Source organism: Pantoea sp. X-Soil-TKNS-1280 (assembly GCF_059730475.1).
In genome coordinates, this window is sequence record NZ_AP035962.1 from 3,356,165 (window position 1) to 3,369,480 (window position 13,316).

Sequence of the window (13,316 nt, forward strand, 5' to 3'; positions counted from 1 at the left end):
TCTGGCTGTCATCAACTCCCCCTACGTTGTTGTCTCCTTCATTAAAGATCAAGAGAATCAACAATGAACCTGGTGAAACGCCTTTCCCTGATTGCTGTTTTTATTTCCGCCTCTGCCGCCGTTCAGGCGCAAAACGTGCTTGATTTCCCGCAGCCGAAAAACGTGCCGGATGAGTTTTATGCCGTCACGGAAATCCCGGCGGGTGGCAATATCAAGTATGAAACCGACGCGAAAACCGGCTTTATCGTCGCCGACCGTTTTCAGTCGATGCCGGTGGCTTACCCGGCCAACTACGGTTCACTGACTCAATCGCTGGGTGGCGATGGTGATCCGCTGGATGTAATTTTCTATAGCCGTGCCCCGCTGCAACCGGGTACGTTGATTAAGCTGCGCCCGATTGGCGTGCTGAAGATGATCGATGGTGGCGAAGTGGACGATAAGATCGTCGCGGTGCCCGCCAGCAAAATCGATCCCACCTATGACGATATCAAGACGATGAACGATCTACCGAAGATCGAGCAGGAACGTTTGCAGGCGTTTTTCCGTGTCTACAAACAACTGCCGGATGGTCGTAAGAAAGTGGAACTGAATGGTTTCCAGGATTCGGCGGCAGCGAAAGCAGAAATTAAGCAGGCTTTTGACGCGTATCAGGCGAAGCAGTAACGACGAGGGCGGCGACCGCCGCCCTGATTTATCAGGCGATATTGAGATATTTGTGCGTCTGCATCGACAAGCGCCAGTTGCGGGCAATGCAGGTTTCGATGCACAGTTTGGTCGCCGCATCGCCACGGCTGATTGGCTGTAGCGCAATGATGCGTTTTTTCTCGTCGTGCAATCCTGCCAGCAACGCATCCAGCGCTTCAACATCACGTTCGCGCGCTACAGGATGTTTGATCTCATCCGCCCGCACTAACGCCTGCGGCAGCACATCGTAACCACCGCGCATATTCACTTTCGGTGAAACCGTCACCCAGGTGGTGTCAGTGCAACGAATTTCATGGGTGCCGCTGGTTTCAATCTGGCACTGAAAACCCGCCGCTTCCAGTGCGCTGGTCAGAGGGCGTAAATCGTAAATGGCCGGTTCACCACCGGTGATCACTACATGGTGCGCGGTCCAGCCCTGACGCTGAATGCTCTCAATCAGCATCGCAGCATCGGCGTTGCCCCAGGCATCACTTTCAACCGTTTTGACCAGAATGTCACCGAGCGAAGTCTCCCGATCTGCCAGCTTTTCCCAGGTATGTTTGGTATCACACCAGCTACAACCCACCGGACATCCCTGCAAGCGAATGAACAGTGCCGGAACGCCCGTGTAAAAACCTTCGCCCTGCAGGGTCTGGAACATTTCGTTAATCGGGTAGAACATTTTTTACTCACTTCATCATTTCAAGGCGCAGATTATGGCAGATCTGTCACCGGTAACAACAGCGGCTTTACGCCAAAAATGCAAAAGCCCCGCACAAGGCGGGGCTTCACATCAGGCGATACCGCCTTACGGCAGCATCAGCAGGCGATTAAGCCTGGCCTTTCACTTCTTTCAGACCGTTGAAAGGTGCTTTCGCGCCCAGAGCTTCTTCAATACGAATCAGCTGGTTGTACTTAGCAACGCGGTCAGAACGGCTCATAGAACCGGTTTTGATCTGGCCCGCTGCAGTACCTACCGCCAGGTCAGCGATGGTTGCATCTTCGGTTTCACCTGAACGGTGTGAGATCACCGCGGTGTAGCCAGCGTCTTTCGCCATCTTGATAGCAGCCAGTGTTTCGGTCAGTGAACCGATCTGGTTGAATTTGATCAGGATGGAGTTAGCGATACCTTTATCGATACCTTCTTTCAGGATCTTGGTGTTGGTTACGAACAGATCGTCACCTACCAGCTGGATTTTGTCGCCCAGCACTTTGGTCTGGTAAGCGAAGCCCGCCCAGTCAGACTCGTCCAGACCGTCTTCGATAGACACGATCGGGTACTGTTTGGTCAGATCTTCCAGGAAGTGAGTGAATTCTTCAGAAGTGAACGCTTTACCGCCTTCACCCGCCAGCACGTATTTGCCGTCTTTGTAGAATTCAGACGCTGCGCAGTCCATCGCCAGGGTGATGTCTTTGCCCAGTTCGTAGCCTGCTGCTTTTACTGCTTCAGCGATAACGGCCAGTGCTTCGGCGTTAGAACCCAGGTTCGGCGCGTAGCCACCTTCGTCACCCACCGCAGTGTTCATGCCTTTGCTTTTCAGCACTTTTGCCAGGTGATGGAAAACTTCAGAACCCATACGGATGGCTTCTTTCACAGTTTTCGCGCCAACCGGCTGAATCATGAATTCCTGGATATCGACGTTGTTGTCAGCGTGCTCACCACCGTTGATGATGTTCATCATCGGCAGCGGCATAGAATATTTGCCCGGGGTGCCGTTCAGTTCAGCGATGTGCTCATACAGCGGCTGACCTTTAGAAGCAGCAGCAGCTTTAGCCGCAGCCAGAGAAACGGCCAGAATGGCGTTTGCACCGAAGTTGGATTTGTTCTCAGTACCGTCCAGCTCGATCATGATCTTATCGATGTTCGCCTGGTCTTTGGCATCTTTGCCTTTTACCGCGTCAGCGATCGGACCGTTAACCGCCGCAACCGCTTTGGTTACGCCTTTGCCCAGGAAACGAGATTTGTCACCGTCACGCAGCTCCAGAGCTTCGCGAGAACCGGTTGATGCACCTGACGGCGCAGCAGCCAGACCAACGAAACCACCTTCCAGATGCACTTCTGCTTCTACAGTCGGGTTGCCACGGGAGTCGATAATTTCGCGACCGATGACTTTTACGATTTTGGACATTCGATTTTCCTCAGTACAAGTTAGTCAATCCTAAGACAAACAACGCGCGAAACTTCGCGCGCTGCTCGTGAAACTTACTTCGCTAACCGCTTCTGGTACTCCTGCGCCGCTTTAACAAAGCCAGCGAACAACGGATGACCATCGCGCGGGGTCGACGTGAATTCCGGGTGGAACTGACAGGCCACAAACCACGGATGGTTTGGAATCTCAATGATTTCGACCAGTTGATCGTCACCGGAACGGCCTGCAATGCGCAGACCCGCCGCTTCAATCTGCTTCAACAGCATATTGTTTACTTCATAACGGTGGCGGTGACGTTCAGTGATCACGTCTGAGCCGTACATCTGGCGTACTTTGCTTTCCGGCGTAAGCTGGCACTGCTGGCTACCCAGACGCATGGTGCCGCCCAGATCGCTCTGCTCGCTACGCACTTCGACGTTGCCTTCTTCGTCACGCCATTCGGTGATCAACGCAACCACCGGGTACTTACAGTCTGGCACAAATTCAGTTGAGTTGGCGCCAGCCATTCCCGCCACGTTGCGGGCAAATTCCATCAGTGCAACCTGCATTCCCAGGCAGATGCCGAGGTAAGGCACGTTGTTTTCACGCGCGTATTGCGCGGTCATCAGTTTGCCTTCCACGCCACGGTAGCCAAAGCCACCCGGAATCAGAATAGCATCCAGATCTTTCAGTAATTCGACACCTCGGGTTTCAACATCCTGCGAATCGATCAGCTTGATGTTGACGGTGACACGGTTTTTCAGACCACCGTGTTTCAGGGCTTCAATCACTGATTTGTACGCATCTGGCAGCTCGACATATTTGCCGACCATACCGATGGTCACTTCACCGCCCGGATTCGCTTCTTCATAAATCACCTGCTCCCACTCGGCCAGGTTGGCTTCCGGGGCATTCAGATTGAAGCGTTTACAGATGTAGTCATCCAGACCCTGCGATTTCAGCAGGCCCGGGATCTTGTAGATGGAATCAACATCTTTCAGGGAAATAACCGCTTTTTCCGGAACGTTACAGAACAGCGCAATTTTGGCGCGTTCATTGGCCGGTACAGCGCGGTCAGAACGGCAGATCAGCACATCAGGCTGAATCCCGATGGACAGCAGTTCTTTTACCGAGTGTTGCGTTGGCTTGGTTTTCACTTCGCCTGCGGCAGCCATATACGGCACCAGCGTCAGGTGCATATACATGGTGTGTTCACGGCCTACATCGACCGCCATCTGGCGAATGGCTTCGAGGAACGGCAGGGATTCGATATCCCCCACGGTGCCGCCGATTTCCACCAGAACCACATCGTGGCCTTCGCCACCTTCAATGATGCGTTCTTTAATGGCGTTGGTGATGTGCGGGATAACCTGAATGGTCGCACCCAGATAGTCGCCACGACGCTCTTTGCGCAGCACTTCTGAGTAGATACGGCCGGTAGTAAAGTTGTTGCGGCGCGTCATTTTGGTACGGATGAAGCGCTCGTAGTGACCTAAATCCAGATCGGTTTCGGCCCCGTCGTCGGTGACGAAAACTTCACCGTGCTGAGTGGGGCTCATGGTACCCGGATCGACGTTGATATACGGATCGAGTTTCATGATGGTCACATTCAGACCACGTGCTTCAAGGATGGCTGCGAGGGAGGCTGCGGCAATGCCTTTCCCCAGAGAGGAAACGACCCCGCCGGTCACAAAAATATAGTTCGTTGTCATGCTGAACCTGAGAGTTTAGGTTTAAAGACGATGGAATAACCAGGACGGGAAAACAGTATACCTGAAGTCGTCACCTGCCACAATTGATCAATCACCACCCTCTCCTCCTGCGCAGTGCAGCGAATAACATAGCGGATAGCCAGGGTTGAAATGTTGACGCACGTCACAAAGTTACCGCTCAGCTGAATCGAGTAAGCTTAAGCGGCGATTTTATGCGCAGCGCTGGAATAATCAACAAATCGCCTGCGATACGTTACTGCTTGTTCTCACTGACTTTAACCTGCTGCCAGGCCTCTTCCATCTGCTCAAGGGTGGCATCGCTCATCACCAGCCCCTGCGCGGCAATCAATCCTTCCACCTGGCGAAAACGACGTTCAAATTTGTCATTGGCCTTTTGCAACGCGACCTCGGCTTTGCTGCCGAGATGACGTGAAAGATTAACCGTGGCGAACAGTAAATCGCCGATTTCCTCTTCCAGCTTGTCGTTATCGATCACCGCCTGCTGCGCTTCGTGCATCACCTCATCAATTTCTTCATGCACTTTATCCAGCACCGGACCGAGGCTATTCCAGTCGAAACCGACATTACTGCAACGTTTCTGGATTTTGTGCGCGCGCATTAACGCAGGCAACGCTTTGGGGATGTCATCCAGTGCCGAATGCTGCGCTTTTTCCGCCCGCTCGTGTTGTTTGATGGCTTCCCAGTTTTTAATCACCTGCTGTGCATCATCGACCTGCGTATCGCCGAAGATATGCGGGTGACGGCGTTCAAGTTTGTCGCTGATGGCGTTGCAGATGTCATCGAAGTTGAAACGCTGCTGCTCATTGGCCATCTGCGCGTAAAACACCACCTGGAACAGCAGATCACCCAGTTCCCCGCGCAGATCATCAAAATCTTCGCGCTGGATGGCATCAATCACTTCATACGTCTCTTCCAGCGTATAAGGGGCGATGGAGGCGAAAGTTTGCTGCCGATCCCACGGGCAACCGCGCTGCGGATCGCGCAAGGTTTGCATGATGGTGAGCAGACGTTGGATAGATATCATTGGCAGGCCCTTTGGGGAATAACGCTTTGTAGCGGCGCGATTTATCGCGCTTATTTAAAAGACGCGCGATAAATCGCGCCGCTACGGTTGGTGCATGCTGTTTAATGCAAACGGCGCGCGTCGATAATATCGGGCACCTGATTCAGTCGGGCAAGCACGCGGCCCAGCACCTGCTGGTTGTAAATCTCGATATCCATATCGATGGTGGCCAGCTGTTTACGGGTATCGCTGCGGCTGGAGACGCCGAGGACGTTGACCTTCTCATTCGCCAGGATGGTGGTGATATCGCGCAGCAGGCCGCTACGGTCGTTAGCCGTCACACGTACCACCAGCGAATAACCGCTGGAGTAGCTCTCCCCCCACACCGCATCAACAATACGTTCCGGCGCATGGGAAATCAGCTCTGCCAGTTGGTCACAATCGGCGCGGTGAATCGAGATGCCGCGCCCCTGGGTGATAAAGCCGACGATATCGTCACCCGGAATCGGCTGGCAGCAGCGGGCGATGTGGTGCAACAGGTTACCGACCCCTTCCACCACCACACGGCCACTCTCTTTGCGCGCTGACGATGGCGTGTGCGATTTTTGCGTCAGCTGACGCAGCGCTTCACGGTCTTCCTCTTCGGCACTCGGTTTGTTGAGCTTGCCTTGCAGGAAGTTGACCATCTGGTTGAGACGAATATCACCGCCGCCAATCGCCGCCAGCAGTTCATCCAGCGACGTGACGTTATAGCGCGGCAGCAGCAGCTTCTCCGCCTCACGCAGGCTGATATCCAGCTGAGTCAGCTCAGTATCCAGAATCTGGCGACCGGCGATAATATTCTTGTCGCGATCCTGTTTACGGAACCAGTTATGTATCTTCGAACGACCACGGCTGGTGGTGATATAGCCAAGGTTCGGGTTCAGCCAGTCACGGCTGGGGTTCGGCTGTTTCTGGGTGATGACCTCAACCTGGTCGCCCATCTGCAACTGATAGGTGAACGGGACGATACGGCCACCAATTTTGGCACCGATACAGCGGTGACCAATATCGCTGTGGATATGGTAAGCAAAATCGAGCGGCGTTGAACCCGCAGGCAAATCCACCACGTCGCCCTTCGGGGTAAACACGTAAACCCGGTCGTCAAACACCTGGCTACGCACCTCTTCCAGCATTTCGCCAGAATCCGACATCTCTTCCTGCCAGGTGATCAGCTTACGCAGCCAGGCGATACGTTCTTCATGACCTGCCGCACCACGCGTGTTGCTGCTGGTGGGGCCTTCTTTGTATTTCCAGTGCGCCGCCACGCCCAGCTCAGCATCTTCATGCATCTGGCGGGTACGGATCTGGATTTCAACCGTTTTGCCCTGTGGCCCCAGCACCACGGTATGGATGGACTGATAACCGTTAGGTTTCGGATTGGCAACGTAGTCGTCGAACTCACTCGGCAGGTGGCGATACAGGGTATGCACCGTACCCAGCGCGCCATAGCAATCCTGCAAGCGTTCCGCCACGATGCGCACTGCACGCACATCGAACAACTCATCGAACGCCAGCGATTTTTTCTGCATCTTGCGCCAGATGCTGTAGATATGTTTCGGGCGACCATACACCTCGGCACGCACACCCTCTTTCTGCATCTCTTTGCGCAGGTTATCGACGAAGTTTTCGATGTATTGTTCGCGATCGATACGCCGCTCATGCAGCAGCTTAGCGATACGTTTGTATTCATCAGGATGGAGATAGCGGAAACAGTAATCCTCCAGTTCCCACTTGAGCTGGCCGATACCGAGACGGTTGGCGAGTGGCGCGTAGATGTTGGTGCTCTCTTTGGCCGCCAGCACGCGTTCGTCTTCAGGGGCATCCTTCATTTCACGCAGATGCGCGATACGTTCTGCCAGTTTGATGACCACGCAGCGGAAATCTTCCACCATCGCCAGCAACATGCGGCGCACGTTATCGACCTGCTCGGAAGCCATCGAATCGTTGTGGATCGCTTTCAGCTGACGAATTGCATCCATATCACGCACGCCATGCACCAGCGAGACGATACCTTTGCCGACGGTCTGCTCCAGCTCCTCTTCGCTGACCACATCCGCATTAGCGAGCGGGAAGATCAGCGCGGCGCGCAGGCTGTCGATATCCATACTGAGCATAGTGAGGATTTCTACCATCTCAATACCGCGCCACAGCAGCAGAGCCTGTTCAGGATGGTCGTGCGTTTCGGCTTCACAGTAGCGCCAGGTGTCAGCCAGACGCTGACAGGATTGCGGGTTAGCAATACCTAAACTGGCAATCCACTGGTCGAGGGCAAATTCCCCTGCCGTATTCAAATGCGCACTTCTAACCGCAACCATATCCTCTCCTGCCACAGCGACATGAATGTCGCTTATGTTTTGCTGAACAGCACCATGGATTCGAGATGACCGGTATGAGGAAACATATCCAGCATCGCGACCCTTTCCAAATGGTAGCCTGCTGACAGTAATGTCTGACTGTCGCGGGCAAGTGTCGTTGGGTTACAGGAAACATAGACCACGCGTTCCGGCGCAAGTTTAACAATGTGCGACATCACAGCTGCCGCCCCGGCTCGCGCCGGATCCAGTAACACCTTATTAAATCCCTGCGCAGCCCATGCCTGGCGCGCAACATCTTCCTCCAGGTTGTGCTGGAAAAAGCGGACATTTTTCAGATTATTCAGGTCTGCATTATACGCTGCCTGCCGTACTAATGCTGCAACGCCCTCCACACCCACGGCATTTTCTACGAACTTTCCTACAGGAAGCGTAAAGTTACCCATACCGCAGAACAGATCCAGCACCCGGTCATGCGGCTGTAAATCGAGCCAGTCGATGGCTTTCGCCACCATTTGCTGATTCACCGCATCATTGACCTGAATGAAATCCTGCGGACTGAAGGTCAGCTTCAGGTTGAACGACTGATAATACGGCTCGCTGGCGCTCAGGGCCGTCAGATCATCGCTGCCATCGGCGAGATACAGCATCAAATCATGTTCATGCGAAAAACGTTCCAGTTTTGCACGATCCGTTGCGGACAATGCATCAAGATGGCGCAGCACCATCATCGGGCCATTATCCGCCAGCACCAGCTCAACATGGCCCAGCCGCTTCACCGCATTTAATGTGCTCAGGCTTTGGCGCAACGGCGTCAGCAACGCTTCAAGGTCGGGCGCCAGAATGGGGCACTGAGTTAACTCCACCAGGTCATTACTGGCGGCTTTGCGGAACCCCATCTGCAAACGTTGTTGCTTCGGCTGCCACTGCAATCCCAAGCGGGCACGGCGGCGATACCCCCAGTCAGGGCCGCTGATGATCTCATCGACCGACACCGGCAAAGGCGCATCGTGGCTCAGCATACGTGCCAGCGCTTTGGCTTTACTCTGCTGCTGGAGCGCGACGGAGACGTGCTGCTGCTGACACCCGCCACAAACGCCAAAGTGCGGGCAGCGCGGCGTCACACGTTCCGTACTGGGTTGGCTGATGCGCGTCGCTTTCGCTCTGGCGAACTGACGTTTATCTTCCACTACCGTGACCTCTGCCTGCTCACCCGGCAGTGCGCCGCTGACAAACATCGCTTTACCATTATGGCGCGCTACACCTTGTCCAAAAGGATCAAGGTCTTCAATGGTGACGGTAATGCGTTGCTTTGTCGTCACCCGCTGTTTTGCGGAGTAAAATTGCGCCATAGTGTTGTAAATTCTCTATTCTGATTGGGTTGTGCAGTTTGCACAGGGATAAACTTGCCAGGAGCCGCCAGGCCTTAATTATGACCAAATACAGCCTGCGGGCGCGAATGATGATTTTGATACTGGCACCCACGCTGATGATCGGCCTGTTGCTCAGTACTTTTTTTGTGGTTCATCGTTATAACGAGTTACAGCATCAGGTGCGCGATGCGGGGGCGAATATTATCGAGCCGCTGGCGGTTTCCGCCGAATACGGCATGACCTGGCACAACCGCGATGCGATTCGCGAACTGGTCAGCCTGCTGCATCGACGACATTCCGATATTGTCCGTGCGATTACGGTTTTCGACAACAACAATCACATCTACGTCACCTCGAATAACAATCAAAACCTCAGCTTGTTGCAGAAGGAGGATATCTCCACGCTGGAAGATGGGGTCTCGGTGGAACGCCGGGGCAATCTGATGGTGCTGCGCACCCCTATCGTCGCGGAACGTTATTCAGTGGATGAATTGCCCGGAGAAGACGCTAAACCTGCCGGGAATCCGCTGGGTTATGTGGCGATTGAGCTGGATCTGCAATCGGTGCGCCTTGAGCAATACAAAGAGGTGTTTGTCGCCACCCTGCTGCTGCTGTTTTGCCTGTGCATCGCGATGCTGTTTGCCTATCGCCTGATGCGCGATGTCACCGGCCCGATTCGTAATATGGTCACCACCGTTGACCGCATCCGTCGTGGCCAGCTCGATAGCCGCGTCGAAGGTTACATGTTGGGTGAACTCAGTATTCTGAAGAATGGTATCAACGCCATGGCCATGTCTCTGACCGCGTACCATGAAGAGATGCAGCAGAATATCGATCAGGCCACCTACGATCTGCGTGAAACGCTGGAACAGCTGGAGATTCAGAACGTAGAACTGGATCTGGCGAAGAAACGCGCCCAGGAGGCGGCACGCATCAAATCCGAGTTCCTCGCCAATATGTCGCACGAGCTGCGCACGCCGTTGAACGGGGTGATTGGCTTTACCCGCCAGATGCTGAAAACCGGTCTGAGCACCAACCAGCGCGATTATATGAGCACCATCGAGCGCTCGGCCGCGAACCTGCTGAGCATCATTAATGACGTGCTCGACTTCTCCAAACTGGAAGCAGGAAAACTGGTGCTGGAATCCATCCCCTTCCCGCTGCGCGCAACGCTGGATGAAACCCTGGTGCTGCTGGCTCCCTCGGCACACGAGAAGGGGCTGGAAATCACCGTCTGCCTGGAAAAACAGGTGCCGGACAACGTGATTGGCGACCCGCTGCGCCTGCAACAGATTCTGATCAACCTGATCGGCAACGCCATCAAGTTTACCGAGCAGGGCCATATTGACCTGCGTGTCGAGCTGCGCAATGCCAATGCCACCCGCGTTGCGCTGGAAATTCAGGTGCACGATACCGGCATCGGTATCTCCGGGGAGCAGCAGACGCAATTGTTTCAGGCGTTCCGCCAGGCCGATGCCAGCATTTCACGTCGCCATGGCGGCACCGGACTGGGTCTGGTGATCACCCAGAAACTGGTGCACGAGATGGGGGGCGAAATTGCCTTCCATAGCCGACAGGGGCAGGGGTCCACCTTTTGGGTGCATATTCAGCTCGATCTCAATCCTAACGCCCCTTCACTGCCGCGTGCGCTGGAGGATTTGCGTCCGTCACTGCTGGCCTACGTGGAACCGCATCCGGCGGTGGCGAAAGCGGTGCTTGAGATGCTGAGCGGCACACCGTTGCAGGTCCATCACGTCGAAAGCCTTGAGGCACTGGGGGATGAGCACTTCCCGCTGCTGCTGATGGGTCTGCCGGTGTCGGCTAAAACTACGCCCGTCATACCCGATGAGATGATTAACCATTTGCTAAGCCGCGCTGACTCGGTGCTGCTGGCGTTGCCCAGCGAAATGATGCTGCATGCCGACGAGCTGCGTAAACGTGGTATCGCGGGTTGCCTCACCAAACCGGTGTCACTGACCCGGTTGTTGCCGATGTTGCTCGATTTTCATAGCCGTCAGCGCGAAGCGGTGCCGCGTCACAGCCGTCAGCCACTGACGGTCATGGCGGTGGATGACAATCCGGCCAACCTGAAGCTGATCGGCGCACTGCTTGAGGAGCAGGTTGAACACATTATTTTGTGCGATAACGCCGAACAGGCCATCCGCCAGGCGCGTACCCACGCGCTGGATGTGATTCTGATGGATATTCAGATGCCGGAGATTGATGGTATCCGCGCCAGTGAAATTATCCGCAGCCTGCCGCTGCACGCATCAACACCGATCGTGGCAGTCACCGCCCATGCGCTGGATGGTGAACGTGAGCAGTTAATCAATGCCGGTATGAACGATTATCTGGCGAAGCCGATCGATGAAGACAAGCTTAGCCAGCTGCTGCGGCGTTATACCCCGCAAAGCGTGCCCGTTACCCCGGCTCCTGCGCTGGCCCCGTCGCTGGACTGGGCGCTGGCATTACGCCAGGCGGCAAACAAGGAAGACCTGGCGCGCGATTTGTTGCAGATGCTGCTGGATTTCCTGCCGGACGTGGCTGAACGCGTGGAAGGTTGCATGGAAAACAATGACGTGACCGGACTGCGGGAAATTATTCACAAGTTACACGGCAGCGCCAGTTACAGCGGTGTACCGCGCCTGAAGGCGCTGTGCCAGCAACTGGAAAAGAGCCTGCATCAGGAGAGTGATATCGCCGCGCTGGAGCCGGAACTGCTGGAACTGAGCGACGAAATGGAGAATGTGGCCCGCGAGGCACGCAAATTATTGCTGGGATAAAACCCGGCACCCGTAGCAGCGCGATTTATCGCGCAATTCCGTGCGCGATGCTGCAAAAAGCCGCGCGATAAATCGCGCCGCTACAGGGATTACAACAGATTGCCAACCTTGATGGTAGCCGCCACATTACGTGCCGTCATACGCACATTTTGCGCGGCGTTTGCCAGCGCCTCCTCCAGCGTGCAGATACCAAACAGAACGCTAAACACCGCATCCAGCCCGTGTTCATGCACCACACCGACATCGGCCGTCAGGCTGCCCGCAATGCCAATCACCGGCTTGTTAAACTGTTTCGCCACCTGCGCGACACCGATGGGCACCTTACCGTTGATGGTCTGGCTGTCGATGCGCCCTTCCCCGGTAATCACCAGGTCGGCATCCTGCACCTGTTCGGCTAAGCCCAGCGCTTCGGTGACGATTTCTATACCGCGCCGTAACTCGGCCTGGCAAAAAGCGTGCAGAGCTGCCCCCATCCCCCCCGCCGCACCGCCACCCGCGATATGCAGCACATCAATATCCAGATCACGATGGATAATATCGGCATAGTGCGCCAGCGCCTGATCCAGCTGCTCAACCAGCTCCGGTGTCGCCCCCTTCTGCGGGCCAAAAATCGCCGAGGCACCTTTTTCGCCGGTCAGCGGGTTGGTGACATCGCAGGCCACTTCAAAACGACACTGCCGGATGCGCACATCTAAACGATCGATTTCAATTCGCGCCAGCTGCGGCAACGCTCCCCCGCCGTAGGCAATTTCGTGGCCCTGGTTATCCAGCAGACGAGCGCCTAGCGCCTGCATCATGCCGGATCCACCATCGTTGGTGGCGCTGCCGCCAATACCAATGATGATGTGACCCACCCCTCTGTCCAGCGCGTTTTTAATCAGTTCTCCGGTACCAAATGAGGTGGTGATCAGCGGGTCGCGGCGTGACGCAGGAACCAGCTCCAGGCCACTGGCGGCAGCCATCTCAATAAACGCGGTACGCGTGTCGCCAGATAAACCGTAGAACGCATCAACAGGCTCTCCCAGCGGTCCGGTGACCGTCAGCCTGACAATGCTTCCCTGCGTTGCCGCCACCATCGCTTCTACCGTGCCTTCCCCACCGTCGGCGACCGGTATTTTTACGTAGTCAGCTTCAGGGAAGATGTCGCGGAATCCCGCTTCGATCGCTGAAGCCACTTCCAGGGCGGATAAACTCTCTTTATATGAATCCGGTGCGATTACGATTTTCATAGGCAATCCGAGCGCGGTTGATGACGGA

Annotated in this window: 9 protein-coding genes; 2 read left to right on the forward strand and 7 right to left on the reverse strand. The window is 55.2% G+C overall.

All coding sequences use genetic code 11. From position 1 onward, the window contains the following. Positions 1 to 63: 63 nt before the first annotated feature. Entirely contained in the window at positions 64 to 663 is a 600-nt protein-coding gene (locus AC6I8X_RS15620) for an inorganic diphosphatase (protein ID WP_497840069.1), read from the forward strand. A 31-nt stretch (positions 664 to 694) separates the two neighbouring features. Here the strand turns inward: AC6I8X_RS15620 and queE are convergent, their stop codons facing one another. From queE to rlmD, 6 genes are all read right to left on the reverse strand, one after another. After that, positions 695 to 1,366: a 7-carboxy-7-deazaguanine synthase QueE gene (gene queE, locus AC6I8X_RS15625; RefSeq protein WP_497840070.1), complete on the reverse strand. Its 672-nt coding sequence runs from the start codon at positions 1,364 to 1,366 to the stop codon at positions 695 to 697. Positions 1,367 to 1,514: 148 nt separating this feature from the next. Then, a complete protein-coding gene (gene eno / locus AC6I8X_RS15630) occupies positions 1,515 to 2,813 on the reverse strand; it encodes a phosphopyruvate hydratase (RefSeq protein WP_208716268.1) in 1,299 nt (432 codons plus the stop codon). Positions 2,814 to 2,887: 74 nt separating this feature from the next. Next, on the reverse strand, positions 2,888 to 4,525 hold the full coding sequence (gene pyrG, locus AC6I8X_RS15635; protein WP_208716269.1) for a glutamine hydrolyzing CTP synthase: 1,638 nt from the start codon (positions 4,523 to 4,525) through the stop codon (positions 2,888 to 2,890). 253 nt (positions 4,526 to 4,778) lie between these two features. Then, on the reverse strand, positions 4,779 to 5,570 hold the full coding sequence (gene mazG, locus AC6I8X_RS15640) for a nucleoside triphosphate pyrophosphohydrolase (RefSeq protein WP_497840071.1): 792 nt from the start codon (positions 5,568 to 5,570) through the stop codon (positions 4,779 to 4,781). Between the two features lie 101 nt (positions 5,571 to 5,671). Then, positions 5,672 to 7,906 (reverse strand): GTP diphosphokinase, encoded by a 2,235-nt coding sequence (gene relA / locus AC6I8X_RS15645; protein WP_497840072.1) that lies wholly within the window; start codon positions 7,904 to 7,906, stop codon positions 5,672 to 5,674. A gap of 32 nt (positions 7,907 to 7,938) precedes the next feature. Continuing rightward, the gene (gene rlmD / locus AC6I8X_RS15650; RefSeq protein ID WP_313688032.1) at positions 7,939 to 9,255 is read right to left on the reverse strand and encodes a 23S rRNA (uracil(1939)-C(5))-methyltransferase RlmD; all 1,317 of its coding nucleotides are present in this window, start codon (positions 9,253 to 9,255) and stop codon (positions 7,939 to 7,941) included. Positions 9,256 to 9,335: 80 nt separating this feature from the next. Here rlmD and barA point away from each other — a divergent pair, with 80 nt between their 5' ends. Next, on the forward strand, positions 9,336 to 12,059 hold the full coding sequence (gene barA / locus AC6I8X_RS15655; RefSeq protein ID WP_313688034.1) for a two-component sensor histidine kinase BarA: 2,724 nt from the start codon (positions 9,336 to 9,338) through the stop codon (positions 12,057 to 12,059). A gap of 89 nt (positions 12,060 to 12,148) precedes the next feature. Here the strand turns inward: barA and AC6I8X_RS15660 are convergent, their stop codons facing one another. Next, complete coding sequence (locus AC6I8X_RS15660) at positions 12,149 to 13,288, reverse strand: glycerate kinase (protein WP_497840073.1); 1,140 nt, start codon at positions 13,286 to 13,288, stop codon at positions 12,149 to 12,151. Between the last annotated feature and the right edge of the window lie 28 nt (positions 13,289 to 13,316).

Bases quoted from the DNA above. Each gene is read 5' to 3' on its own strand.
- relA (WP_497840072.1), bottom strand. From the start codon at position 7,906: ATGGTTGCGGTTAGAAGTGCGCATTTGAATACGGCAGGGGAATTTGCC.
- AC6I8X_RS15660 (WP_497840073.1), bottom strand. From the start codon at position 13,288: ATGAAAATCGTAATCGCACCGGATTCATATAAAGAGAGTTTATCCGCC.
- mazG (WP_497840071.1), bottom strand. From the start codon at position 5,570: ATGATATCTATCCAACGTCTGCTCACCATCATGCAAACCTTGCGCGAT.
- barA (WP_313688034.1), top strand. From the start codon at position 9,336: ATGACCAAATACAGCCTGCGGGCGCGAATGATGATTTTGATACTGGCA.
- rlmD (WP_313688032.1), bottom strand. From the start codon at position 9,255: ATGGCGCAATTTTACTCCGCAAAACAGCGGGTGACGACAAAGCAACGC.
- eno (WP_208716268.1), bottom strand. From the start codon at position 2,813: ATGTCCAAAATCGTAAAAGTCATCGGTCGCGAAATTATCGACTCCCGT.
- queE (WP_497840070.1), bottom strand. From the start codon at position 1,366: ATGTTCTACCCGATTAACGAAATGTTCCAGACCCTGCAGGGCGAAGGT.
- AC6I8X_RS15620 (WP_497840069.1), top strand. From the start codon at position 64: ATGAACCTGGTGAAACGCCTTTCCCTGATTGCTGTTTTTATTTCCGCC.
- pyrG (WP_208716269.1), bottom strand. From the start codon at position 4,525: ATGACAACGAACTATATTTTTGTGACCGGCGGGGTCGTTTCCTCTCTG.